General features: G+C 46.2%; 22 protein-coding genes. 5 read left to right on the top strand and 17 right to left on the bottom strand.

The window, feature by feature from the left end:
- Positions 1-156 precede the first annotated feature (156 nt).
- From pgi to uvrC, 7 genes are all read right to left on the bottom strand, one after another.
- On the bottom strand, positions 157-1,794 hold the full coding sequence (pgi, locus tag ACT6NV_RS07550; protein ID WP_445386647.1) for a glucose-6-phosphate isomerase: 1,638 nt from the start codon (positions 1,792-1,794) through the stop codon (positions 157-159).
- On the bottom strand, positions 1,775-3,079 hold the full coding sequence (locus ACT6NV_RS07545) for a peptidoglycan DD-metalloendopeptidase family protein (protein WP_445386646.1): 1,305 nt from the start codon (positions 3,077-3,079) through the stop codon (positions 1,775-1,777). The genes pgi and ACT6NV_RS07545 overlap by 20 nt, the downstream gene beginning before the upstream one ends.
- Positions 3,080-3,084: 5 nt before the next feature.
- Positions 3,085-4,050, bottom strand: a complete 966-nt coding sequence (locus tag ACT6NV_RS07540) for a tryptophan 2,3-dioxygenase family protein (RefSeq protein WP_445386645.1) — start codon at positions 4,048-4,050, stop codon at positions 3,085-3,087.
- Between the two features lie 9 nt (positions 4,051-4,059).
- Positions 4,060-4,869, bottom strand: coding sequence for a DUF3108 domain-containing protein (locus ACT6NV_RS07535; protein ID WP_445386644.1), 810 nt, complete (start codon positions 4,867-4,869; stop codon positions 4,060-4,062).
- A 355-nt stretch (positions 4,870-5,224) separates the two neighbouring features.
- Positions 5,225-6,367 (bottom strand): 4-hydroxyphenylpyruvate dioxygenase, encoded by a 1,143-nt coding sequence (gene hppD, locus ACT6NV_RS07530; RefSeq protein WP_445386643.1) that lies wholly within the window; start codon positions 6,365-6,367, stop codon positions 5,225-5,227.
- Between the two features lie 199 nt (positions 6,368-6,566).
- A complete protein-coding gene (locus ACT6NV_RS07525; protein WP_445386642.1) occupies positions 6,567-8,831 on the bottom strand; it encodes a patatin-like phospholipase family protein in 2,265 nt (754 codons plus the stop codon).
- A gap of 14 nt (positions 8,832-8,845) precedes the next feature.
- Positions 8,846-10,636 carry an excinuclease ABC subunit UvrC gene (uvrC, locus tag ACT6NV_RS07520; RefSeq protein ID WP_445386641.1) on the bottom strand — a complete coding sequence of 597 codons (1,791 nt, stop codon included), beginning with the start codon at positions 10,634-10,636 and terminating at the stop codon, positions 8,846-8,848.
- A gap of 456 nt (positions 10,637-11,092) precedes the next feature.
- Here uvrC and ACT6NV_RS07515 point away from each other — a divergent pair, with 456 nt between their 5' ends.
- A complete protein-coding gene (locus ACT6NV_RS07515) occupies positions 11,093-11,653 on the top strand; it encodes a 5-formyltetrahydrofolate cyclo-ligase (RefSeq protein WP_445386640.1) in 561 nt (186 codons plus the stop codon).
- Here the strand turns inward: ACT6NV_RS07515 and ACT6NV_RS07510 are convergent.
- The 4 genes from ACT6NV_RS07510 to ileS all read right to left on the bottom strand — a co-directional run bounded on the left by ACT6NV_RS07510 (position 11,650) and on the right by ileS (position 16,781).
- Positions 11,650-12,270 (bottom strand): lipoprotein signal peptidase, encoded by a 621-nt coding sequence (locus tag ACT6NV_RS07510; protein WP_445386639.1) that lies wholly within the window; start codon positions 12,268-12,270, stop codon positions 11,650-11,652. The genes ACT6NV_RS07515 and ACT6NV_RS07510 overlap by 4 nt on opposite strands.
- A 78-nt stretch (positions 12,271-12,348) precedes the next feature.
- Positions 12,349-12,954, bottom strand: a complete 606-nt coding sequence (locus tag ACT6NV_RS07505) for a hypothetical protein (protein WP_445386638.1) — start codon at positions 12,952-12,954, stop codon at positions 12,349-12,351.
- Between the two features lie 37 nt (positions 12,955-12,991).
- A complete protein-coding gene (locus ACT6NV_RS07500; protein ID WP_445386637.1) occupies positions 12,992-13,375 on the bottom strand; it encodes a TraR/DksA family transcriptional regulator in 384 nt (127 codons plus the stop codon).
- 4 nt (positions 13,376-13,379) lie between these two features.
- Positions 13,380-16,781: an isoleucine--tRNA ligase gene (gene ileS / locus ACT6NV_RS07495; RefSeq protein WP_445386636.1), complete on the bottom strand. Its 3,402-nt coding sequence runs from the start codon at positions 16,779-16,781 to the stop codon at positions 13,380-13,382.
- A gap of 190 nt (positions 16,782-16,971) precedes the next feature.
- On the opposite strand from ileS, the gene ACT6NV_RS07490 reads away from it, so the two are divergent.
- Positions 16,972-17,262 carry a hypothetical protein gene (locus tag ACT6NV_RS07490; protein WP_445386635.1) on the top strand — a complete coding sequence of 97 codons (291 nt, stop codon included), beginning with the start codon at positions 16,972-16,974 and terminating at the stop codon, positions 17,260-17,262.
- Positions 17,263-17,281: 19 nt separating this feature from the next.
- Here the strand turns inward: ACT6NV_RS07490 and ACT6NV_RS07485 are convergent, their stop codons facing one another.
- The 4 genes from ACT6NV_RS07485 to ACT6NV_RS07470 form a co-directional block, all read right to left on the bottom strand.
- Positions 17,282-19,714, bottom strand: a complete 2,433-nt coding sequence (locus tag ACT6NV_RS07485) for a TonB-dependent receptor (protein ID WP_445386634.1) — start codon at positions 19,712-19,714, stop codon at positions 17,282-17,284.
- A complete protein-coding gene (gene recO / locus ACT6NV_RS07480; RefSeq protein ID WP_445386633.1) occupies positions 19,698-20,417 on the bottom strand; it encodes a DNA repair protein RecO in 720 nt (239 codons plus the stop codon). Before recO ends, ACT6NV_RS07485 begins: the two co-directional genes overlap by 17 nt.
- Before the next feature lie 77 nt (positions 20,418-20,494).
- Positions 20,495-21,838 carry an NADP-specific glutamate dehydrogenase gene (gene gdhA, locus ACT6NV_RS07475; RefSeq protein WP_445386677.1) on the bottom strand — a complete coding sequence of 448 codons (1,344 nt, stop codon included), beginning with the start codon at positions 21,836-21,838 and terminating at the stop codon, positions 20,495-20,497.
- Between the two features lie 133 nt (positions 21,839-21,971).
- Positions 21,972-23,132: a cystathionine gamma-synthase gene (locus ACT6NV_RS07470; protein WP_445386632.1), complete on the bottom strand. Its 1,161-nt coding sequence runs from the start codon at positions 23,130-23,132 to the stop codon at positions 21,972-21,974.
- Positions 23,133-23,225: 93 nt separating this feature from the next.
- On the opposite strand from ACT6NV_RS07470, the gene ACT6NV_RS07465 reads away from it, so the two are divergent.
- Positions 23,226-23,966 (top strand): DUF3298 domain-containing protein, encoded by a 741-nt coding sequence (locus tag ACT6NV_RS07465; RefSeq protein WP_445386631.1) that lies wholly within the window; start codon positions 23,226-23,228, stop codon positions 23,964-23,966.
- Here the strand turns inward: ACT6NV_RS07465 and ACT6NV_RS07460 are convergent.
- Positions 23,953-24,429 carry a DinB family protein gene (locus ACT6NV_RS07460; RefSeq protein WP_445386630.1) on the bottom strand — a complete coding sequence of 159 codons (477 nt, stop codon included), beginning with the start codon at positions 24,427-24,429 and terminating at the stop codon, positions 23,953-23,955. The two genes, ACT6NV_RS07465 and ACT6NV_RS07460, sit on opposite strands and share 14 nt — an antisense overlap.
- 93 nt (positions 24,430-24,522) lie before the next feature.
- Between ACT6NV_RS07460 and ACT6NV_RS07455 the strand changes: the two genes are divergently transcribed.
- Together ACT6NV_RS07455 and ACT6NV_RS07450 are read left to right on the top strand one after the other, a co-directional pair.
- Positions 24,523-24,876, top strand: coding sequence for an arsenate reductase family protein (locus tag ACT6NV_RS07455; RefSeq protein ID WP_445386629.1), 354 nt, complete (start codon positions 24,523-24,525; stop codon positions 24,874-24,876).
- A complete protein-coding gene (locus tag ACT6NV_RS07450) occupies positions 24,873-25,775 on the top strand; it encodes a DMT family transporter (protein ID WP_445386628.1) in 903 nt (300 codons plus the stop codon). The genes ACT6NV_RS07455 and ACT6NV_RS07450 overlap by 4 nt, the downstream gene beginning before the upstream one ends.
- On the opposite strand, the gene ACT6NV_RS07445 is transcribed toward ACT6NV_RS07450, so the two are convergent.
- Entirely contained in the window at positions 25,750-26,226 is a 477-nt protein-coding gene (locus ACT6NV_RS07445) for an acyl-CoA thioesterase (RefSeq protein ID WP_445386627.1), read from the bottom strand. The two genes, ACT6NV_RS07450 and ACT6NV_RS07445, sit on opposite strands and share 26 nt — an antisense overlap.
- Between the last annotated feature and the right edge of the window lie 8 nt (positions 26,227-26,234).

Below are 26,234 nucleotides of genomic sequence, written 5' to 3'. Positions count from 1 at the left end.
TAGGTTTTAAACAGAGCTGCAAAAGTGAAGCATACCCCTCACAATTACATTAAGAGAATGTTAATTCTACTGCTCAAAAATAAAATAATAAAGTATCCGGGAACCCTTGGATTGAGGGAACTTATCAGCAGTTTTTAACAGTGTAGAACAGCTAAATTAATTCTTAAAATTTTGCAGAAGTTGCAATGTGGAGCCATCGTGTTTGCCAATTTCAGAATCCTGAAGGTCCTTCAGGATGGCACTGGCCAGTTGCTTACCCAATTCTACGCCCCACTGATCAAAACTGAAGATATTCCAGAGCAGCCCCTGAACAAATATTTTGTGTTCGTAGAGGGCGATCAATGCCCCCAGGCTTGCAGGGCTAAGTTTGTCGATTAGCAGCGTATTGGTGGGCTTATTGCCTTCAAACACCTTGAACGGCAGTAATTTTTCGATCTCAGAGGGGCTTTTTCCCTGTGTTTCCAATTCCGCCTCAACCTCTTTTGCCGTTTTCCCATTCATCAGGGCCTCGGTCTGGGCAAAGAAATTCGCCATCAACTTCAGGTGGTGATCACGGTCTTTGTGAAGGGATTCTTTAAACCCGATAAAATCTGCAGGGATGAGTTTGGTGCCCTGGTGAATCAGCTGAAAAAAGGCATGCTGGGAATTGGTTCCCGGCTCTCCCCATATAATGGTACCGGTTTGGTAGGTTACCCGCTTCCCGCTGCGGTCTGTACATTTGCCATTACTCTCCATGATCCCTTGTTGCAAATAGGCAGACAGCCTGTGCAGGTATTGGGAATACGGGATTATTGCCTCGGTCTCGGCCTCGTAAAAATTGTTGTACCAGACGCTTAAAAGTGCCAGTACCACTGGCATGTTTTTCCTGAAATCAGCAGTTCTGAAGTGCTCATCCATCTCATGAGCCCCCTGCAGCAATTCTTCAAAGCGTTCATATCCAACAGCCAGGGCTATGGAAAGGCCCACGGCGCTCCAAAGGGAAAACCGGCCCCCCACCCAGTCCCACATGGGGAATACATTGGCAGCATCTATCCCGAATTCTGCGATTTTTTCAGTATTGGTGGATACAGCGGCAAAATGCAGCGCGATATCTTTTTGGGAGGCATGACTAAGGAACCATTTCTTAATGGTAAGCGCATTACTCAGGGTCTCCTGGGTAGTGAAGGTTTTGGAAACCACCACAAAGAGGGTAGTCTCAGGGTCCAGGTTTTTAATGGTCTCGTGTACGTGGTCTCCGTCTACATTGCTTACAAAATGTACATTAAGGTGATTCTTGTAGAACTTCAGTGCTTCGGTGACCATGGCGGGCCCCAGATCGGACCCCCCTATCCCGATATTGACAACATCGGTAAACCTTTTTCCGGTAAAGCCCTTCTTCTTTCCGCTGATGACCGCCTCGCTGAATTCTTTAATTTGTTTTTTGACCTGTACAACCTCTGGCATCACATCCTGCCCATCTACAGTCACCTTTGCGTTTGAGGGAGCCCTCAGCGCTGTATGCAGCACAGCCCGGTCCTCGGTTTCGTTAATAGGATCGCCCTGAAAATAAGCGGATATAGCTTCAGAGAGCCCGGTTTCCTGAGCCAGTTCCAAAAGCAGGTCCAGGGTCTGGTCCGTTATCCGGTTTTTGGAATAGTCCAGAAAGAAATCATTCCACTGAATACTGAAGCGGCCTGCCCGCTGCGGATCTGCCTCAAAGAGGTCCTTTAAGTGGGTCTGACGGCTTTGCTGAAAGTGGGCCTGTAATTTTTTCCAGGCGGCTGATTGGGTTGGATCAATTTTGGGTAATGGCATTTTGCCTGGTATTACTGGTTATCAGGTCTTCTTCCTGTCCCGCTTCATTAAGTGGGATACAATCCAGTTGTTCTTGTAAAGGGGAAATATACTCAAAATATTCGGGCCGGTATTGTTCTGCCAAAGGATCGGCAGCCGGCAATTTTTCGCGAAGCGGGTCTACCTGCCTGCCATTTTTCCAGAAACGATAGCAAACATGTGGCCCCCCGGTATTTCCTGTCATTCCGATCCAGCCAATAACATCCCCCTGGCGGACATAATCCCCTTTGCGGACGTTCTGAGCCTTCATGTGCAGATACTGGGTGCTATAGGTTCCATTATGCCGGATTTTTACATATTTGCCATTGCCGCCCCGGCGGGTGGATTCGGATACCACTCCATCCGCGGTTGCCAGAATAGGTGTGCCAATGGGCGCAGCGTAATCTGTCCCTTTGTGTGGACGTACTTTATAACCGTAATACCGGATTCTTCGTTTGAGGTTGTATCGGGAAGAAAGCCTTCCAAATTTCAGGGGCGCCCTTAAAAAGGTACGCCTGAGGTTATTGGCCTCCTGGTCGTAATATTCCCGGATATCCAGGGAATCGTTATGGTAGGCAAAAGCGTAAAAATCCTCTCCGTTATGCTGGAAATAAGCTGCCTTGATGGGACCAATCCCGGCATAGACAGAGTCGGCAATATATTTTTCGTCAAAGATGATGCGGAATTTATCGCCGGGGTTTAACTTAAAAAAGTCGATGGTCCAGGCATAAATCTGCGAAAGCTCGTAGGTGAGGTAATAATCCAGTTCCTGCTCCACGATTACGTTGGAGAGGGACCCTCCCTGTGGGATTACCCCGGAAGCTTCCCGCTCTACATACTTGACAGGCCTTTTCTTTTTATAAGCTCTGGCCGAATCGCGAAAATCCACCACGGTATAGTTTATGGGGTCTTCCTGGTAAATAAAAACCTGAGCTTTTTCGGTAGTGTCCTTGGACTTCAGGATGAGATACGGTTTCCCAACCCGGATCCTGCGGACATCAAAGGAATCTTTGTATTTCTCAGAAATGGTGGCAATTTTAGGGTATTCCACCTTGTTTTCCAGCATCAGTTCCCCAAAGCTGTCGCCCCTTCGGATCGTATCTGAAACCACCACAAAATCATCAAGGTTAAAGCCGTATTCGATACGGGGTTCCAGCTGCGCCACCAAAGGCTTTGCCTCTGTTTTAATTTCTTGGTCCTTCCCTTTTTTATCGGAACAGGACAGCCCAATTAATGCTAACAAAAAAATGCCCCACAATGTTCGCATAGACTCTATAGTTGTTTTTCCGGGTTATAATGATGTTCAGCCCATTGTTTTCCCCAATTTTCCAGTGTTTCTTTATCGTGAACTTCCGGGAAAAATACCACCTGCTGAAAACTGGGGGGAAGATACGATTTCCAATTGGTTCCCCCGGTTGCTTCTATCGTTTCCTTATCCTTGTTCAGGTAGCGGTGTGCCGATCCCAAATGTACCAGTGGCCAGTTTACGTTCGCATTGATATCCATCTGTTGTAACGCAGTCTTCAACGCTTTATTATCCCGGGCTTCAGCTGGCAAATTTAAGTATTTATGATAAATGGTGTTGCCCTTTAATTCTTTGGCGATCCGGATAAAGCGCGGGGTGTATCGATATTCAAATTGTTTGAGGGTAAGGGTCTTTTCCCCGGTTTTAAGATCTGTCGCCCCTTTTTTCCAGTAAATCTGCTCATAGAGTTCCTCAATGGGCGTTTCGGACGAGTATTGTTCGCGGATATCCGGGTGAACCAGATGCTCCAGGGGAGTGGCGTATATTTCAATCATCCGGTATTGGGCAGACTGAAACCCACTGGAAGGTAAAAGAGCCATACGGTAGCGCAGGAATTGTTCCCGCTGCATCCCCCTAATCATAATGCTGAATGAAGAAATCAGGGCCTTGTAGTAATTATTGATCCTTTCTACTTTTTCGATAAAAAAGGATAATTCCTGAGACTTGTCGTCGACGATCTGTTTTTGCTCGTGCAGGATTAACTTAAAGTACAACTCAGTGATCTGGTGGTACATGATAAAGATCTCCTCATCCGGAAAGTGGGTCCTGGGCACCTGCAGGCTTAACAAGGTATCCAGATGGATATAGTCCCAGTAAGTCAGGTAGCGCTGATACAAAAGCCCGTCAAGATAAGAGCTCAGGTCCTGCCCAGAGTCTTTGTATTTTTCCTCCAGCTTGCGAATTTGCGAATCGACGTGCGCCTTATCTTTCATCAAAATTGTTTAGTCCATTATGATTTTGAACTGATTCCGAAGGCTGTTAAAACCCTCCAGGTCTGCTTTAATGGAGCCTACGGCCAGGTCCGCCTCTATGCGTATCGGAATCTTATTTTGGTCATTAGACACCCATAAAGATAAGCTTTCTTGCTCTTTAAACACCCGCCCTGACTGAACGTAGGGGCGAAATTTCAGGCACTCTACCCTCCCGAATTTGGTTTTAAGTACTTCCTTCCCCAGGTACTTCAGCCTGAATTTGAAAATACCGTCATCGTCATAGAGCATCTGCAGTTCGATGCTTTTGCCAACAACCAGTTCTTCTGCACTGTAGTTGTTTCGCATAAAATAGAAGCCAGAGATCAGATCCTGAATCCCATTGTTGAAAACGAATTGCATGCTTTTCCCTTTTTTCTTATCAAAAAGGGTTGCCTTTTCGGACTGATGGTCAAAATTGATTTCGATATTCTTGGTATAGCCCCCTTCGGAAATATTCCGGATAAATTTGTAGGGCCGCCCGTCCGCTACACCAAAATAACTTTCATAAGTGTCGTCTACTTTGAAAAAGATACTGGCGAAGCCCGTCGTTTTTCCCTTGCCCACCACATGGTAAACAGGCTTTCCCCTGAGGGTGTCTGCGGTCAGATGCAGGGTGGCATAGCTGGCATTCAGGAAACCGTAATGTATCCTGAACTTAAGCCATTCACCCGGTTTAAAACTATTATTGGGCCCAGTATAATCCGCGGCAGAGCGGTATTGGGCAACTCCCAGGTTAAGGCTGAGCAATAATGCGAGCAGAACGTATTTAAACGATTTCATTTCGGGGCAAATTTCTATAAAATTCTCATACCTCAAAGGGATGAGAACATATTTTACTCTTTATTAAACAATATTTATTCCAAAGTATTGTAATAATTGAGAACCAGAGGGTTAAAGGGAGGCTTCCGGATTCAAAAAAAAAGCCCCGATCGAGCGATCAGGGCTTTTCCTAAATAACCAACCAAACTTTAAATTATGAAAAACCAATACTTAAAGTTATAAGGGAACCACCCCTTATGACATCAAAATTATATAAGTATTCCGCTCCTCCATAATTTTTAACGTACTTTAACTAGCCTGTTAACAATACTTTATTGTTTTGAAGCCCGGTTTTTGATTTCACCAGGAAACCTGTTTACAGCGTTCCCCTGGACTCCTGTTCCCGCTCTATAGCTTCAAACAGCGCCTTGAAGTTTCCCTTTCCAAAAGATTTGGCTCCTTTTCGCTGAATGATTTCTATAAACATTGTAGGACGGTCCAGGATGGGCTTGGTAAATATCTGCAGCAAATAACCTTCATCGTCCCGGTCTATCAGGATCCCTAAATCCCGCAAGGGTGCCAGCTCTTCGTCTATTTCCCCCACCCGGTCCAGTACGGTTTCGTAATAGGTAACGGGGACGGTCAAAAATTCGACTCCCCTGTTCCTCAGTGCAGTAACTGTTTCTATGATATTATCCGTTGCCAGGGCCATATGCTGTACCCCTGCCCCGTTGTAAAATTCAATGTACTCCTCTATCTGTGATTTTTTACGGCCGTCTGCGGGTTCATTTATAGGAAATTTAATCCGGCCGTTCCCGTTGCTCATCACCTTACTCATCAGGGCGGTATATTCCGTTGATATATCCTTATCATCAAAGGAGACCAACTGGGCAAAGCCCATTACCTTGGCGTAGAACTCACACCATTTATTCATTTCATTCCAGCCAACATTGCCCACCATATGGTCAATGTATTTAAGGCCCAGGGGTTCCGGTTGGTAAAAAGGGTTCCATGCCCTGTAGCCCGGCAGGAAAGGACCAGAGTATTCGGAGCGCTCTACAAAGATATGGACGGTCTCCCCATAGGTGTGGATCCCCGAAACGACTACCTTCCCATTGGCATCCTCCAGGGTTTTGGGCTCCATATAGCTTTCAGCCCCGCGCTTTACGGTTTCCTCATAGCTTTTTGTGGCATCATCCACCCATAAGGCAATGGCTTTAACTCCATCACCATGATCATTGATATGCCGGTTAATCTCTCCTCCCGGCTTTAAAGGGGACGTAAGTACCAGGCGGATCTTATCCTGTGCCAGCACATAGGAAACCCTGTCCTTCAGGCCCGTTTCCAGCCCGGCATAAGCCACCGGCTGAAAGCCCCAGGCAGACATGTAGTAATGAGCGGCCTGTTTTGCATTTCCAACGTATAGTTCGACATGATCGGTACCCAGCAGGGGCAGGAAATCTTCTGCCTCGGGATTTTCTTTGGGTAAGTGTAGTGAAGTATTATCTGTTAATGACATGATATTTTGTTTAAGATTAGTGGTGTTAATTTTCAGAGAGGTCTATGACCACAAATAAGTCTGTAAGTGGCCTGCACGCTTACCACATGGCCCGTAAATGCGAATAAATACAAAAGCGGCTTCCGGACATAACCTTAGTTTTAGCAAATATCGCAAAAATGTACGGAATAGTACTGTTCTACCGATAATTAGGCAGGGCTTAAAACCAGTATCCGATACTGAAAAAAACGCTGCTTGCGTCCCTTTCGGGAGACCAGGAATACATTATCTGCACCGGGCCAAAAAAAGAATCCCATCCGTAGCTGATCCCGTACCCGGAATAATCGGGAGTTGTAAACCACTCTCCGGTTCGGAAGATATCGTCTTGCACATTAGCGTAATTCAGGGTAAACATCAGATGGTTCTTGGGGGCGAACTCCAGATCAAACCTGCTATATGCCTTAACAAAGCTATTCCCGGGGAGACTCAGAAAATCATATCCTATAAAAGGGGTAAAATTATTGATGCTGGTACTGCCAAAACCTCCCAGGACGAAATCAAAGGAAGAAACCCCTGAAGTCCCCAGTTTAAAACCGCCCTCAGTCTCCATATTGAGGCTCAGGTTTCCTGCAAGAGGAAACGCCACACCCATACGGGCTTTTGCAATGGAAAATTCCTTAAAGTTGTCATTGAAGTCCGAAGAAAAGAGATACAGGTGGAAATCGCCGTTGAAATAAAGTCCCTTAGAGGGAAAGTAGCGATCGTTATAGGTATCCAGGACAAGGGTTCCGTAGGTGCTGAAATAATGGCTTTTCTCAAAAAAAGTGCGATTGTCTTCTCCCCCCTGTATTCCAGGGTTTAGGTCCTCATTAACCTCGCTCAGAGTTTCTGTACTGTACTTCAGCCATTTGTGTTCCACCCCCAGACTGAAGGCAAATTCTTCCCTGAGGACTGTCTGAAGGTATACCTGGTTGGTCAGGTCCCCAACCTCCAGATTGATATTGTTTATGTTCGGATCATCAGGCACATCGAAATTTGAACGAATCACGTTATAATTGATCTCCTGATCGAATTCATTCAATCTCGAATTTACCCCAAAACTCCAGTAAGATCCCTTGTCTATATAGTACTGCGCATTGTAACGCAGGTTGTCTCCCAAAATAAAATCAAATGAAGCCACATCATCGTCTACCAGGAAATGCTTCCGGGTCAGGTTTATAAGGGCCGCACTCTTATACAGGTCATCGTAGTGGGCCCCCACCCTGATGAAGGTGCGATTCGGGTTCTCCTGCAGTTTAAGGATCAGATCCTGGCCAAGCCCGTTGGATACCAATTCATATCGGATTGTCCTGAAATTTCCGGTAGCCGACAAGTTCCCCAGTCCCTGCTGCAGTTTGTTGAATGAAATTTTCTCCGCCAGATCGAAGCGTAGTTTCCCTTTTACATACCCCCGGGAATAATTGTTGTTCCCTTTAATCAGCAAGCGGTTGATAACGATAGTATCCTGGGGCTTTATCCCGGCAGCAGGTGGGTGTTTGACCGTCTGGCGTGCAGCCACTTCTTTAAGAGATTGCATGTGCTCGCGGGCTTTTTCCATTCCAATCCTGATGATGCTTTCCCGCATGTTAAAATCAATTACAGAGAAAGCATCCATATTGGGTTTAATGTAGATGTCCGTTTTACCGGCTTTTGCTTTCATCTGCCCCACAGTGCGGTAGTTGTTGATTTGCAGCAGGATTTCCGTTGCGGATTGCAGGGATTCGCGCTTGCGCAGCCCATGCTGAACGTCCACCCCGATTATCAGCTCTGCCCCTGAATTCTTCACCTCATCCACCGGATAGTTGTTCAGTACGCCACCATCTATCAGGATACGTCCATCCACCTCTGTGGGCTCAAATAGGGAAGGAAAGGTGCCGCTGGCAAGTATGGCCTCCGGCAGGTAACCCTCTCTTAAGATAATCTCCTCCCCGGTTTCCACATCAGTGGCCACACAGAAAAAAGGGATGGGCAACTGGTCAAATTTGCGGATATCCTTGACATGGTAAAGGACTTTTACCAATTCATTATAAATGTTCTGACCCCCGGAAAGCGCTTGTGGAATAGCCAGTTTAAAATTATTAAACGGCAGGGTTAAGGCATATCTTTCGGAATCTTCCTTCTCGTAAAAAGTCTTTGCACTCCTGGGAAAGTTATCCTGAATGAGTTCAGGAAAATCAGTATTCATAAAAAGGGAATCCAGTTCATGGGCAGAATAGCCAGAGGCATAAAGGGCCCCTACAATAGCCCCCATACTGGTGCCTCCAATGTAATCGATGCGCACCCCTGCCTCCTCAATTACTTTCAAAGCCCCAATATGGGCAAGGCCCTTAGCTCCTCCGCCACTTAAAACAAGGCCTACCTTCAGGTCCTGGGGAGGGTTTTGCTCCTGTGCAGGGAGCTTGTTGGTTAAGACAGATATGAGAGAGAAAATCAAAAGCAGGCGCATAGGGTGAAGTTACTTTATTCCCGCAAACTTTCATAAACTTTCTGTGCCTTTGAAGGTCCTACGAGCTCTGAAATTTCCTGAAGGGAGGCCTCGCGGATCCTTTTGACAGACTTAAACTTCCTGAGGAGTTCCCGGGCGGTTTTTTCTCCTATTCCGTCAATCCCTTCGAGGGCAGAGCTAATGGCTGCCTTAGAGCGCTTGTTTCTGTGGAATGTGATCCCAAAACGGTGTGCCTCATTTCGCAATAGCTGTATTACTTTAAGGCTTTCTGATTTTTTATCCAGGTAAAGCGGAATAGAGTCATTTGGAAAATAGATTTCCTCTAACCGCTTGGCGATTCCGATAATCGCAATCTTCCCCCTTAATTCCAGCTGTTCGAGGCTGGACAGGGCTGCACTCAATTGCCCTTTTCCCCCGTCAATTACTATTAGCTGTGGTAAATCGGCCTCTTCCTCCAGCAATCTTTTGTACCTCCTGTATACCACTTCCCGCATGGAGGCGAAATCATCCGGCCCTTCAACCGTTTTAATGTTGTAATGCCTGTACTCCTTTTTGGCAGGTTTGGCATCCCTGAAAACAACACAGGCAGCCACCGGATTACTACCCTGAATGTTGGAGTTATCAAAACATTCAATATGCCTGGGTTCTGAAGAGAGGCGCAGATCTTTTTTCATCTGCTCCATAATGCGTTTTACATGGCGGTCCGGATCTGTTATCTTGATTTGTTTAAACCGTTCCTGCCTGTAATAACGGGCATTGCGTTCCGACAGCTGAACAATCTTACGTTTATCGCCAGATTTGGGAACCTTTACCCGCACCTCGCCCGAAACCGGAACAGGAAAAGGAAGGTAAATTTCGGGGGAATCTGCTTCAAATCGCTCCCTGAGAGTGACGATGGCCAAAGACAGCAAATCCTCATCCGATTCGTCCAGTTTTTTCTTGATTTCTATTGTATGAGACCGCACCACCAGGCCATGTGAAATCTGCATGTAGTTTACATAGGCATGACTGCTGTCTGAGATAATTGAAAAAACATCAACATTGTTAATTTTCGGGTGGACTACGGTAGACTTGGACTGGTAATTTTCAAGGATCTCGATTTTTTCCTTTATCTGTTGGGCTTCTTCAAAACGCATATCTGTTGCCAGTTGCTGCATGCGATGGCGGAAATAATGCAGGGATGACTTAAAATTCCCCTTAATAATTTGACGGATATCATCAATTTGCCGGTCATAGGATTCGGAATCCTGAAGTCCTTCACAGGGGCCCAGGCAGTTGCCCAGATGATACTCAAGGCAACGTTTGTATTTGCCGGCACTGACCTTTTCTTCAGACAGGTCGTAATTGCAGGTCCGCAGCGGATAGACGCTTTTTATAAGATCCAGCAGGGCCCGGACCGTTTTCATTTGGGTATAGGGCCCGAAATACTCGGATCCGTCCCTTATGCGCTTACGCGTTGGAAAAATACGCGGGAAACGTTCATTTTTGATACAAAGCCATGGATACGATTTATCGTCCCTGAGCAGGACATTATATCTTGGCTGATGTTCCTTGATCAGGTTATTCTCCAGAAGCAGGGCATCGGATTCGGTAGGAACCACAATGTGCTTTATACTTCTGATTTTCCGGACCATTACCCGTGTTTTCCCACTGTTATGGGTCTTGGTAAAATAAGAACTGACCCGTTTCTTCAGGTTTTTTGCCTTCCCCACGTACAGTATCTTTCCGGCCTCATCAAAAAATTGATAAACCCCGGGGCTATCTGGCAGCGTCTTTAACTGAACATCAATGGAAATGCTATTCATAAGCAATGGCTTACAACAAAGATAATCAGGGATAATTATTTGATCGGAGGAAATTGAAAACGGCAATCAAGGTTTTCTACATGCTGCAAGGTGTTTACAGCCTGTTTAATTTCATTTGCAGAAAGATACTGCCGCCAGCACTTACAAAACAAGCTGATTAGCAGACCTGTACAGGCCTGTCAAAACATTCAGGCTGTTTAAAAAACGCAGTTGAATGGTTAACAAAATGCTAAAAATGTGTATTTCATCGATTTTATGATACCGTTTAGGGAGGAGTTAATGTTTTTTTTACTATTATTAACCTGTCAAAATTAAGCACTGTATATGGACAACTATCTCATTACCCTGGGAATGTACTTTGTACTGATGCTATTTTTCAAGATTTATTTCGCGGTTTCCGCCAAGGACTAAGAAATTTTAAATGCTCCCCCACAATTTGCGTTTAATTTTCGGTCTATGTTGAAAAATAAGCTTCGGCTGCATTATACGCATCTTAGAGACCTACTTACTGAAGAAGAACATAAAGAAGCCAGTATAGCACTGGCCAACAGATCCCTCTCGATCCCAATTTGGGACAAAAATTACTTTCACCTCTTCCTTTCCATCCCCGAAAAAAGTGAAGTGGATACCTCATTCCTGTTAACCATTTTGCAGGGCAGGGACAAAGAGGTTATCATCCCCAAAATGCTCCCGGATCGTCAGTTGGAACACTATTTATTGACGGATAATACGCCGCTTCAGGCCAATAAGTTCGGGATTCCGGAACCGCTATCGGGGATAACCGTAGACCCAAAAAAAATTGAAGTAGTCTTTCTGCCCCTGCTGGTTTTTGATCGCAAGGGATACCGGGTTGGCTACGGAGGCGGGTACTACGACCGCTTCCTGGCACAATGTCCTGAAAGTACTGTAAAAGTAGGCTTGTCGTTTTTTGATCCGGTTGAGGCCATCAGCGACCTGAACGATCATGACATTGCAATGGATTTCGCCCTGACTCCAAAGGCTTCTTACGAATTTTAAGTAGTTGCTTTTGCGAAAGCTCTTTTGTTGAATACCAGCAGAATCCCTACCCCGGTGCTGATAGCAGTATCAGCTAGGTTAAATACAGGGGCAAAAAACCTAAAATTATTCCCTCCTATCCAGGGCATCCATTCGGGCCATTGCGTGTCGATGATAGGAAAGTACAGCATATCTACAACCTTCCCGTAAAAGAGGCCGGCATAGTGCTCTTCCCCTAAAAAGCTTGCAACCTGCCCGTAGGAATGATCAAAGAGCAAGCCATAGAAAACTGAATCAATGATGTTCCCCACGGCTCCTGCAAAAATAAGGCTCACGGCTACCTGCAGGGTAGTATTAGAGCCCTTACGAATGATATCCCATAACCAGTAACCGATACCTGCAATTGCAAACAAGCGGAATATGGTCAGGACCAGTTTGGCGGTCCGCTCCCCTATGGGCAGGAAGTCACTCAGCTTGGTGCCCCATGCGGCCCCGTCATTCTCTATAAAGAAAATCTTAAACCAGGAGAATACTTCTACAGATTCTTCCAGCTGAAAATTGGTCTTAACGTATATCTTACTTATTTGGTCTGCCAGCAGTACCAGCACCACCAAAATGAGGGATTTTTTTAATTGCATCAATACGGAATACTTCGCGCAAAAATAGGTATTAAAAATAACTTGGAAACCATTCTTTATTCCCTGGAAAGTAATTTATCAAAGCGGGCGAACCAGTATATCTCCCTCGGTACTATTTAGTGTAAACCTGGAATCTCCGGCTGGAATATTGGCAATTTCCACCCTCCCATACCTGGATTTGGCTGCTATTACACCACTTGCCACTGCAGCAGTGATTTTCGCAGACTGCGTTCGTACCTGGGTATTTTCAGCTGTATGGCTCAGTTTGCACTGGCCGTCATTTAAAGCAATGGATAGGTTTTGAAACTGTCCTGAAGTCTCCACGGAACAACTACCGGCGTATACATCTACGTTCTGGTAGTTCGGAACAGTTACTTCTAAGCGGATGGAAAGCACTTTGTGAGCACCCAGCTTGTCGTTGGGCAATTCAAAATCCGGACTAAAGCCCGTACTTATAACTAGGGTGTTTGCCTGTTTTTCCGCCAATAACAGTACCTGACGCTGATACTCCCCCTCCATCAGGGCCTGAACAACCACCTCAGGAACATCGGCGGTTTTTAGTTCAATGCTGAAGCATTGCTGCCCGTCTATTCGAATGGAGGAGATTTCCGGGCTAAGCAGGGTCTTAACAACCTTCTTCTGACTGTAGGCAGGAAGAAATTGAAAAAGCAGCAGAGCAAACATTAGCAGGCGCATTAGCCTCCGTACTGTTTGGACCCTACTATTTTTGCATGTTTTTGGCTTCAATGCTAAGGGTTGCATGCGGTACGAGCTTAAGGCGTTCCTTATTGATAAGTTTGCCGGTAACCCTGCAAATCCCGTAGGTCTTGTTTTCAATCCGGAGTAAGGCATTTTTCAAATCCCGGATGAATTTTTCCTGACGTATGGCCAGTTGCGTATTCGCTTCCTTGCTCATGGTTTCAGATCCTTCCTCAAAAGCCTTAAAGGTAGGGGAGGTATCATCCGTTCCATTATTTCCGTCATTCATATAGGAGCTCCTTAAGAGGTCAAGGTGCGACTTTGCCTTTTCTATTTTCTGTTCGATCAGCTCTCTGAATTCTTCAAGGTCTTTATCTGAATAGCGAACTTTAATATCTTGTCCCATAGCTTTAATGTTTTTGGATAAACAATTTTGTATTTACTTCATCAAAGGCAATAGCAGTACCCTCTTCCAGGACTTCTTCAAACTGCAAATCTGCCGTAAGGGTCTCAGATTTGATGTATTGCAAATTGCTCTTTACTGCTTTCTCTACTGTTTCGTCTTTTAATAATTTAATGTCAATCCGATCAGTTACCTCAAAACCGGATTCCTTTCGCAGGTTCTGAATCCTGTTGACCAGCTCCCTCGCAATACCCTCTTTTCGCAACTCATCGTTAATGGTAATATCCAATGCTACCGTAGTGGTACCGGAAGAAGCAACCAGCCAGCCTTCAATGTCCTGTGAACTGATTTCTACATCATGTAACTGTAATATAACATTTTTATTTTCCAGTTCAAGAACTATTTTGCCCTCCTGCTCAATTTTTTGGATGTCTTCCTGCCCAAGGCCGGCCACAGCCTTGCTGATGGCCTTCATATCCTTCCCATACTTAGGGCCCAGGGTTTTGTAATTGGGTTTAATCCGCTTTACCAGGATTCCGGAGGCATCGTCCAGTAAGGTTATTTCCTTTACGTTCACCTCGGATTTGATCAGGTCTGCAACCGCCTCAATTTCCGCCTTCTGAGCGGCATCCAGCACCGGGATCATTACTTTTTGCAAGGGTTGCCTAACCTTGATCTTCTCTTTCTGACGGATGGAAAGAACCAGAGAGGTAATGGTCTGGGCCTTCTGCATTTTGCGCTCCAAATCCTTATTGATTCGGGCTGTATCGGCCTTTGGAAATTGTGCCAGGTGAACGCTTTCTTCCCCTGCCACTACAGAGCCTCCCGTCAGGTCTTTGTAGAGTCGGTCCATAAAGAAAGGGGCGATCGGTGCCGATAACTCAGCCACGGTCTTCAAACAACTGAAAAGGGTCTGGTAAGCAGAAATCTTGTCTTCCTGATATTCCCCTTTCCAGAAACGTCGCCGGCACAGGCGCACATACCAGTTACTGAGGTTTTCCTGAACAAAATCAGCGATTGCACGGGCAGCGCGCGTGGGCTCATAATCAGAATACGCCTGGTCTACCAGTACAACGAGGGAGTTCAATTCGGAAAGGATCCACTGATCGATTTCCGGACGCTCCTTAATTGGAATTTCAGCCTCCTCATACCTGAATTCATCTATATTGGCATAGAGGGCGAAAAAGGAATAAGTATTGTAAAGGGTTCCGAAAAATTTGCGTTTGACCTCCACTATTCCGTCCAGGTCAAATTTCAGGTTATCCCAGGGGTTTGCATTAGATATGAGATACCATCTGGTGGCATCGGCCCCATGGGTTTGAACCGTTTCAAAGGGGTCCGCAGCATTGCCCAGGCGTTTGGACATTTTTTTACCGTCCTTATCCAATACCAGGCCATTAGAAACCACATTACGGTAGGCAATGGAGTCAAAAACCATGGTGCCTATAGCGTGCAGGGTATAAAACCATCCCCGGGTCTGGTCTACCCCTTCGGCAATAAAATCGGCCGGAAAGGAAATCCCCTTATCGATCAAATCCCCGTTCTCAAAAGGATAATGCCATTGAGCGTAGGGCATGGAACCACTGTCAAACCAGACGTCGATCAGGTCATTTTCACGATACATCGGCTTCCCCGATGCAGATACCAGGATAATCTTGTCTACAATATTTTTATGCAGGTCAATACGGTCATAGTTTTCTTCCGACATATCCCCGGGCACAAAATCGGCAAATGGATCGGCCTGCATCAGGCCGGCTGCTATGGATTTAGCCATTTCTTCCTTTAACTCTGCTACCGACCCAATGATCATTTCTTCCCTTCCATCCTCGGACCTCCAGATTGGAAGTGGAATTCCCCAGTACCGCGAACGGGACAGGTTCCAGTCGTTTGCAGAGGCCAGCCAGTTCCCGAAACGGCCCTCCCCCGTTGCCTTGGGCTTCCAGTTAATCTCCTGGTTCAGCTCATACATCCGGTCCCTGACCTGGGTTACTTTGATAAACCAGGAGTCTAAAGGATAATACAAAATCGGTTTATCGGTTCGCCAGCAATTCGGATAACTGTGGCTGTATTTTTCAACCTTAAATGCCTTATTCTCCTCCTTCAGGCGAATGGCAATTTCCACATCCACTGAACGCTCAGGGGCTTCCCCTTCCGGGTAGTATTCATTCTTAACGTACTTTCCTCCCAGATCATCCATTTCGGGGCGAAACCTCCCCTGCAGGTCCACCAGGGGAACCGGGTTGTTGTTTTCGTCCAGCACCAGCATAGGCGGAACCGGGGGCTCAGCAGCCTGGGCTACCTGCATATCATCGGCACCAAAGGTAGGGGCCGTATGTACGATCCCAGTACCATCCTCTGTGGTTACAAAATCCCCTGCAATTACCCGGAAAGCGTTTTCGGGCTGCTCGTAAGGCTGGGCGTAATCCAGCAATTGCTCATAACGGATTCCGATCAGGTCGGAACCTTTAAAGGTTTTTAGCAGGCGATAGGGTATTTTTTTAAGCTCCTGCGGATTTTCGGGAAATGCTGCTCCGGCATCCACCTCCTCAAATTTTCCACTGAATTGTTTCGATATAAGCGATTTGGCCAGGATCACCTTAGTCGGTTTGTAGGTGTACTGATTGTAGGTTTCCACCAGGGCATACTCTATGGCGGGGCCTACTGTAAGTGCCGTGTTGGAAGGCAGGGTCCAGGGGGTGGTTGTCCATGCCAGCATATAGATCTTTCCCTCTTCCGATTGGAGCAGTCCTGGCAGGGATTCCCGAATTAATTCAAACTGGGCGGTAACGGTCGTGTCTGTAACATCCTGATAGGTTCCCGGCTGATTCAGTTCATGGGAACTCAGCCCGGTACCTGCCTTTGGGGAATAGGGCTGTATCGTATAACCCTTGTAGATGAGCCCCTTGTCGTAGATTTGTTTCAGCAGCCACCATACCGTCTCCATGTATTTTGGCTTGTAGGTAATATAGGGGTCATCCATATCCACCCAATAGCCAATCTTTTCAGTCATGGAGTTCCACACGTCCGTATATCGCATAACCGCCTTCTTACAGGCTTCGTTATACGCTTCTATCGAAATCTTTTTCCCGATATCCTCCTTGGTAATCCCCAATTCCTTTTCTACCCCCAATTCAACCGGCAGGCCATGCGTATCCCATCCAGCCTTCCGCTTTACCTGGAATCCCTTCATGGTTTTGTAACGGGGAAAGATATCCTTGATGGTACGCGAGATCACGTGGTGAATCCCGGGCATTCCATTCGCAGATGGAGGGCCTTCATAAAAAACATAAGGAGTGCCCTCTGAACGGGATTCGATACTTTTTTCAAAGATTCGTTCCGACTTCCAGAACTCCAGAATATCCTCAGCAAGCTCAGGAAGATTCAGATTTTTATACTCGTTAAACTTCATACGGACTTAAGCCAATAGGGTTCCAATTCTTAAAGCGAGCAAAATTAGTGATTTTAGTCGTAATCTCAGATAATCCAGCTTTGGAAAAGCGACAGCAGCTTGCTAAGGATAAACTACTTATAGGAAAAGCATTTCATTCTATCCGTTTTTGGGTGTATCTTGAAAGGCGAAACAAAAAAACAATTTTACAATGAATAAACGCATTCTCAGTTTGGCATTTGCAGCTGCCCTTACAATCGGTCTCTCATCCTGCAGGGAGACACGTAAAGAATCTGAAGAAGTTACCGAAGAAGCCGCCAGAGCACTGGAGGAAGCAGGAGACGAACTAAGGAAAGCCGGGGATGAGCTCAAAGAAGCCGGGGAAGAGCTTCGGAAAGCGGGTGAAGAAGCCGCTGAAGATTTGGAAAAAGCAGGGGAAGATATCAAGAAAGCTGCTGATCAGCTCAAGGAAGATGTAAAAAAAGCAGTGGAGGACAACTAGTCCAAAATCCCTTAGAAAATCAGTTAAACCGGGCCCGGATACTGCCTATAAAGTTTATTCCGGGGCCAGCAATCCCAGACGAATAAGGGCGATAGCGCTGATCGGTGATATTCTCCACCGAGAATCCGAGTTCATAGCGCTCCGAAAATTTAAAGGAAGTCCTCAGGTTTAGGGTATACCATGATGGGGAAAAGGGATTTCCGTTTGCATCCCTGGCATATATGAAAGCTTTGGAGCGTTCGGAAAAGGCGAGGTCCTCAAAGGGTATTTCCCCATTATAATTAAAAACCACAGCAGCTTTCCACGGGTATTTATTCCACTGTAATTGCAGGTCTCCGAAGGTTGGGGGCACGTGCCTGGCAGGGGAATCACTCCCGTCTTCTTCCTCTTCTGTCCCTTCGGTAAAAGTGAGATTCCCACTCAGGCTCAGGAATTCCTGCAGCCTGGCATCAAAACCCAGTTCATATCCATAAACGTAGGCTTTAGCTGCATTTTGTATGGCCTGTACATTTGAGGGCTCCCCGTTATATACAATGGTATTTTGTCCGTCAAAAACAAAATCCCTCCGTACCAGCGCATCTACAAGATAGGTGTAATAGGCCGCTCCTTTAAGAACGAGTTTCTCGGCAATATTCTGCCGTATCCCGACCTCAGCATTGTAGGCGTATTCCGGTTCAAGGTCCGGATTGGGCACTACAACCGAACCGGGTTCGGAGTCAAATATTTTACCAATGTCATCGATGTTTGGCGCTCTGAAACCCGTTGAACCATTCAGGGTGATCTGAGTGTTTTCTTTTGGGAACCAACTCAGCCCCAGGCTTGCGGTAAGGGCCCCGTTATCCAAATTTGCGCTTTCAAAGGGAAAATCAAAAAACCGATCATCAAATTCCGCATTTATCCATACATGGCTGTATCGCAAACCAGAAAGCAGGGTCCAGTTGGGCCTGAATTTGTAAGCGGCATTCACATATCCTGCCAGGCTTTGCCAACGCGACCCATCAGGATATCTGGAGGGATAGTCTGAACGCTGACCGGATAGGATATTCTCCTGGCTACCAACAGAATTAACCTGGTTGTAAATAAATTCCGTTCCGTAAAACAGACTGAGGTCTCCTATTTTTTTATTTTCAAAATCCAGATTTAATGAAACCGCATCCAGACGCTCGCGATTGCTATATCTTATCTCATCCCGAAATGCACGTTCATTCCTGCTCTCCTCAAAAAACTGGTAGGCTGTTGTTATCTTAAATCCGTCGTAGAAAGTATTCCGCCCCTGTTGATACACCTGTAAATTTCCCATAAACCATTTCTGGGGCCCGTAAAACCACTCTGCCGACCTCAGGCCGGCTTCATTGTCTGCAGGCCGGATCAATCGGTCATATCTGGCGTAATCTGAGGTTTCCGAATAGTGCAGGCCCAGATCAAAAGACCAGCTGTTATTGGGTTTAAAACGGATTTTTTGCATGAAACTGAAAAGGTCGAAACCGCTGGGGACCTGCTTTTCAGGGTCCGAATTTGTGACCAATTGGTCTTCCCCGTCCCTGCGAATGATAAAACCAGGTCTTAAGTAGCTATCCGGACCATGAGACCCCATCCGTAAATCTCCATAGGAGTTAAAGCTGAAACTGCTGAGAAAGGCCCATTTTTTCAGAGACAATTCCACGTCCCCATGCAGGGTTTGCTCATTGGAAGCCGAAGCCGTTCGGTACACGGCATTTGCCGAGACCTCCAGAGAATCGGTCCTGGAAAAAAGAGGCGTGCGGGTATAAAAATTCATGACTCCCCCAATGGCATCACTCCCGTAAATAACAGATCCCGGACCAAAAATAACCTCCGTGTTCTTCACGTTAAAAGGATCAATGGATATTACATTTTGCAGGTTTCCTCCACGGAAGATGGCGTTATTCATACGTACCCCATCTACCGAAAGCAGTACGCGGTTTGTTGCAAACCCCCTTATGGTAGGGCTTCCCCCGCCATATTGGCTTTTCTGGACAAAAATTTTACCGGATTGCTGCAGGAGGTCTGCTGAGGTTTGCGGATTGGCAAAGGCAATACCGCCAGCATCAATGCTTACAATCTTCTGTGGTATTTCCCGCTTTTGTTGTTCCCATTTGGAAATAGACATCACCACCTCCTGCAATTGTTCAGGTTTTGCGTAGAGGTAAACACGCCCCCCTTGTTTAAGCAATGTGGATTTGCGAATTACGAAAGGCTCATGGCTTAAATGTCTGAAGTATAATCGTTCCCCGGCTTCGAAGGCACTGATGTCGCATGCGCCGTCAAAATCACTGATAGCGAAAGTGCTTCGATCTTCGTTAAAAACCGCAACATCCGAGATGGGGCTGCCTGTCTCCCGCTCATAAATGTAGATCTTCTGAGCAGAAAGCTTAAAAACAGTTAGTAAGAAAAGTATAGCTATCAGTAGGCCTGGCCTATGAAAATACCTCATCTAGTACGGCTAATGATTTTGGTTTTCTAAATCCGTGCAAATGTACCTCAAAATAGTCTACAAGGTTTTTTAAAAGGGCCTGACGCTGTTTTTGAGACATTTTTACAGTGTGTATTGCATCAAAATTTGTGCCCAAAAATTTCTTGAAAAAACCTAAAGCTTCCCCACTGATAGCCGGGTTTAACGGAGTTGTGTCCAAAAAGGCCCCTTCGACCAGATCAAAATAGGGTGCCTCCATATTGGAATTGTCTGGATAAAAGCCGAGATAGCGCGTTAATCCGAGGAGAAACTGAATATGAAAATTAGCAATACTGTGGTGATGGTCCAGCCACTGCAGCGCGTTTTGTAAATAGGTAAAAAGCGCAGGGTTTTCCTCTTCTTCCCGGATCGACTGGCTCAGCATTTCAGAGAGGAAGAAGGCTACTGTGCTTTTATATATGTCTGTGTGCATACTGCTATAGGGAAATGCCACTACAGCCTCCTTGATATAACCCATTTTTCCGGGCTTTACCCGGCTGCAAACGAGTTCCAGTTGGGTAAGGGGCTGAAAATAAGCTGCTTTAAGCCGGCCTCTTCTGTTTTTTAGCACACCTTTGACCATATAGGTCTGCAGGCCATAAGCTGCTGTAAAAGCTTTGACAATCAGATGGCTATCCCCGTATTTGAGGGAGCTCAGAACAATAGCTTGGGTTGTAAGTGACACGTCCGGACAAAGTATGTCACAAAGATAACCGAATAATAGAGCAGGCCCCCTTGTAAAAAGGAGGCCTGTTGCATTCTTTAAATTACGCCCTGGGCCAGCATGGCATCGGCTACCTTGACGAAGCCTGCAATATTAGCACCTTTGACATAGTTGCAGAAACCGTCTTCTTCTTTGCCGTATTCAATGCACGAATCGTGTATATCAGCCATAATCCCCTTGAGGCGCTGGTCTACTTCTTCACGCGTCCAGCTAATGCGCAGTGAATTCTGCGACATTTCCAGTCCTGAAGTTGCCACCCCGCCGGCATTGGATGCCTTGCCAGGGGCAAATAGTATTTTAGCGTCGTGAAAAGTGTGTATGGCCTCAGGAGTTGATGGCATGTTTGCCCCTTCCGCTACGCAAATACAACCATTCTTGATAAGGGTTTCTGCATCTTTTCCTTCCAGTTCATTCTGTGTGGCACAGGGCAGCGCCATGTCACAGGGAACTTCCCAGGGTGTTTTCCCTTTGTGATAGGTGGCTCCGGGATATTTATCCACATATTCGGAGATCCTTCCCCTGCGGTTGTTCTTCAGGTCCATTACCCAGGCGAGCTTTTCCTGGTCGATGCCATCCTTATCGTGAATATATCCTCCGGAATCAGAAAGGGTAACCACCTTTCCTCCCAGTTGTATTACTTTTTCGGCAGCGTATTGCGCCACGTTTCCGGAACCGGAAACAACTACGGTTTTACCTTCTACGCTTTCCCCCCGGGTCTTTAGCATACTGTCTGCAAAATAAACCGTCCCATAGCCGGTAGCCTCCGGGCGTATTTTGGAGCCTCCCCAGGAAAGTCCCTTTCCGGTCAATACTCCCGTAAATTCATTGCGGATCTTTTTATACATACCGAAAAGGAAGCCTATTTCTCGAGCTCCAACCCCTATATCTCCGGCTGGTACATCTGTATTCGGACCAATATGGCGGCAAAGTTCCGTCATAAAAGAATGACAGAAGCGCATTACCTCATCGTCTGACTTGCCTTTAGGGTCAAAATCGGAACCCCCTTTACCACCACCCATTGGCAGGGTGGTAAGGCTGTTCTTGAATACCTGTTCGAAGGCAAGGAATTTCAGAATACTGGCATTTACGGATGGATGGAATCGCAAACCACCCTTATAAGGGCCGATAGCCGAATTCATTTGCACCCTGTAACCCCGGTTTACATGGATTTCCCCGTCATCGTCTACCCAGGCTACCCGGAAAGAGAGAAGCCTCTCGGGTTCCACCATTCGGAGCAAAATATTTTTTCCATTGTAAATTTCGTGCTGTGCAATGTAGGGGAGAACAGTATCAGCTACTTCCTGCACTGCCTGAATGAATTCCGGTTCATGCCCGTTACGGGTCTTAACCTCATCCATAAAGGCGTCTATTTTTGCTTGTATCTCAGACATAGGTGATTGGTAAAAGATTGTTGAATCAGAAATATATGCGCAAAATTATATGTTTCCCATAATATCACGCCTATATTTTTGAAAATTTGATAAAATATTTTTGGTTCAGGCGGATTTCCCGGGATTAGCTCAAATAGGAAAGGGCCTGCTCCAGGTCCTCCTTTAAATCCTCGGCGTCTTCAATACCAACACTCAGTCGTATGAGTGCATCTGTTACCCCGCTCTTTTCCCGTTCAGCTTTCGGAATACTCGCATGCGTCATGCTCGCCGGATGACCTGCCAGGCTTTCAACCCCTCCCAGCGATTCTGCAAGGGTAAATACCTTTAGCTCCTCAACGACTTTTACCGCATCCTCATAAGTAGCACCTTTGGGCACGAAAGAGATCATACCTCCGAAATCACTCATCTGTTTACGCGCAATATGGTGGTTGGGATGAGACTCAAAACCGGGCCAGAAAACTTTTTCCACAGCCGGATGGGCTTGCAGGAAGCGGGCAATTTGTTCACCGTTCTCACAGTGCCTTTGCATGCGCACGTGCAGGGTTTTGATTCCCCTGAGCAGTAAATAACTATCCATGGGGCCGCATACGGCCCCGCTGGCATTTTGAATAAAATACAGCCGGTCTGCCAGTTCTTTATCGCGTACTACAAGGGCCCCCACTACCAGGTCAGAATGCCCGCCGAGATACTTGGTGGCCGAGTGCATCACTATATCCGCCCCCAAATCCAGAGGTTGCTGCAAATATGGGGTTGCAAAGGTGTTGTCTACTGCCAGCAGGATATTGTTTTCCTTAGCCAGTTTCGAAACCGCCGCAATGTCTATAACATTCATCATCGGATTGGTTGGGGTTTCCACCCAGATCAGCCGTGTCTTCCCGTTGATTTTTTCGCTGATATGCGATATGTCCTGCATCCCTACAAAATGAAAGCGAAGCCCGAAATCCTCAAAGATCTTTTTAAACAATCGGTAACTTCCTCCGTACAAGTCGTTGGTAGAGATAATTTCATCTCCGGGCTTCAAAAGTTTTAACACGGCGTCAATCGCCGCCAGGCCACTGGCAAATGCAAGGCCAAAAGAGCCATTTTCAATACTGGCCAGGGACTTCTCCAAAGCGTGCCGGGTTGGGTTGCCACTCCTCGAATATTCAAATCCTTTATGGTCTCCGGGAGATTTCTGTGCAAAAGTTGAGGTTTGGTAAATAGGAGGCATAACAGCCCCGTAGGCTTTATCGGGCTCCTGCCCGCCATGAATGGTCTTACTGTTAAAACGAAGCGTTTTTTTCATAGGGAATAAATACGGATTACATTTGAGCAAAGGTATTGTTCTCCCGAGGAGAATACAACCGTTGATTTAGATATATCAAATACATTAAAGCCAATGAGAGGTGCCGGAATATCACTATGTCTGTTGCTAATATTCGCCTGCCAGAGCGACAATTCCCTGGAGTTCACCCAAAAGACCATTGATGCCAAAGCCTGCGAGGATTGCCCGCATGTTCAAATCAATATTCCCGAGGCTTCGCAGCGCACCCTTCTGGGCCGGAACATCAATACGGCTATCCGCGAGGAAATCATTGAGTTGCTCGATTATGATGAAGAAGGAAACGCATCGACTATAGAAGAGGCCATAGAAGACTTTACAAGTGGTTGGCGTACTCTGGCCGAAAATTTTCCGGAAGAGCTGGCACCCTGGGAGGCAACAGTCCTAGCCCGAATGAGTCACGAAAATTCGCAGCTCCTCAGCCTGAGATTTGAAGCGTACTTATTTACAGGAGGTGCCCATGGCTACACTACCACAAGGTTCCTGAACTTTAACAAGGAAACCGGGGAAGAAATGGATGCCCTGTATTTCTTTTCCAATCGGGGTAAACTAGAAGAAGTGGCTGAAAGCGCATTCAGGAAAACATTCAAAATTTCGGCAGACTCAGCTATCAACAGCACTGGCTTTATGTTTGAGGAAAATACTTTTTACCTTCCGGAACAAATCGGATTTACACCAGATGGCCTGACGCTTTTATACAACCCATACGAGGTTGCTTCCTATGCCGATGGCCCCCTGACCGTGGTAATTCCCTTTGAGATGCTCAAAGAAACCGGGGTAACCCCTAAGCTCTGGTAACCCCGACTGCTTTCTGAAGTGAGAGAACCACCCCAAAGTGTATGCCTTCGTGAAAAAGATTGAAGAGCAAAGCATCTTCTATAGATTTCAGGGTAACATTGGCACTGGTTGTATAGGCATTAAACGTTTTGAATATTCCCTTATCATAATCCGATTTTAATTGCACTACGCTGCTGAGCAAATAGGCCCGGACCTGATCAGTTTCTGCTTGTGAGGGTACCCCAGCAGGGACGCTCCCCTTACTGTAGCGTTTGACGATGTCTTTTTCAACCGTCATGGGCAAACCACTTAAATTGTAGCAAAGCAATTGCTGTGTAACGACCATATGAGCAATGTTCCACCAGATATTGTTGCGGTATCCCTCAGGGATCCGGTTCAGGTCGGCTGCGGAGGTTTGGTCAAGAACATCTGACATGCGCCTTCGCAATTGCATATTGGTTTCAAAGATCAGTTCGGGTGCCATTTGGTTCTGTTTAGAATATTAGAGTCCTAAATTTAAGGATTACCTTTGACAGCAGAGAATACCGGCTTAAAAAGCCACTTAACTCAGAATGAAATGAAAATTATGTTTTACCTGAGCAGCTGCGACAGCTGCCGACGGATTATTAAAGAATTGAACCTCCCGGAAGAAGTGACCCTTCAGGATATTAAAAAGGTACCGCTGAGCAGTGCTCAACTGAAGGCTTTGCAAGAACTCAGCGGGAGTTATGAAGCACTTTTCAGCAGAAGGGCGCGCCTATACACCCAACGAAAGCTAAGGGATAAAATGCTCAGCGAAACGGATTACCGCGACATGTTACTGGAGCACTACAGTTTTTTAAAGAGGCCCGTTTTGGTGCTGGATAAAGAAATTTACATTGGAAATTCAGCGCAAACCGTGGCGGCAGCCAAAGAAGCCCTTTCACGTTGAGCAAAAGAAGCCTGGCCATATTGGCTGCATTTGGTGCCACCACCATTTATGGCCTGAACCATACCATTGCTAAGGGGGTCATGCCCCACTATGTAGGTCCTTTCGGGTTTATTTTCCTGCGAGTAAGCGGGGCTGCACTCCTGTTCTGGATTATTTCATTGCTGGGTCCGAGGGAATCCGTTGAAAAAAGAGATTGGGGGCGTTTGCTGCTTTGTGCCCTTTTCGGAATGGTCATCAATATGCTGGCATTTTTTAAAGGGCTGCAACTTTCCACTCCAATCAATAGTTCTGTCCTGGTTACCATTACCCCGATTATTGTAGTAATCTTTTCTTTTTTTCTGATACAGGAAAAAATTACACGGATAAAAAGCATAGGGATAGCTATGGGCCTGCTGGGCGCCCTTGCCCTTATCTTCATGAATGAAAGCGTCAGTTCCAACGCCCCGAATATTCCCGCAGGGAATGCCCTGTTTATATTGAATGCAACCAGTTATGGGCTATACCTGATCCTGGCAAAAAAATTAATCCAAAAATACCACCCTTTTACGCTTATGAAATGGCTGTTCAGTTTGGCTTTTATTATCAATCTGCCTGTAACACTGCCTGAGTTTCTGGAGATTCAGTGGCGTGAACTACCGCTGGATGCCATTGGGGCTATCATTTTTGTAATTGTGGGGACTACCTTCCTCACTTATCTCTTTAACGTGTTCGCCCTCACCCAATTAAAAGCCTCTACGGTGAGTGCCTTTGTATATTTCCAGCCGGTAATCGGAATTGCCTTTGCACTGATAAGCGGAAAGGATACCCTTAGCCTGTTAAACTTCTCGGCAACCCTTCTGGTATTGGGCGGGGTTTACCTGGTCAGCAAAAAACCTAAGCCAGGTCTTTCGGGAACTTAGCATTTTTGCGGGTATCTTCTCTGCTGAGAAACCTAAAAGATTCTGCTTTTTCTGCCCGGTCGAAAAACTGCAATAGCTCGGTATCCAATGTGGTCAGTTTTCGGTTGTTCAGGTCTATCCAGCCTCCCATCAACTCGCAATGCGCGAGGTGCTTTCCCTGTGGGTCATAAAAATTATGGTGAAATTCAAAAAACATCCCATCCTTGCTAAGCCCCATTAATTCAAGGGAAACCCGGACAGTTGCCCCGGGGAGGATTTCCCTGAAATAGTACATATGCTCATAAAAAACTACTGGCCCCAGCTGTTTATCCTCCAGCACATTAAGACCAAAACCGAGTTCGTTGAGAAAAGCCATACGGGTATGGCTCATATAACTGGTATAGGCACTATTAGCCAGGTGCTTGTTGGCATCCAGGTCGTTCCAGCGGATCTCAAATTCCTTTATAAACATATTTTTAT

It is taken from the genome of Robiginitalea insularis, from assembly GCF_052497835.1.
This window is presented reverse-complemented; position numbering and strand designations above follow the sequence as displayed.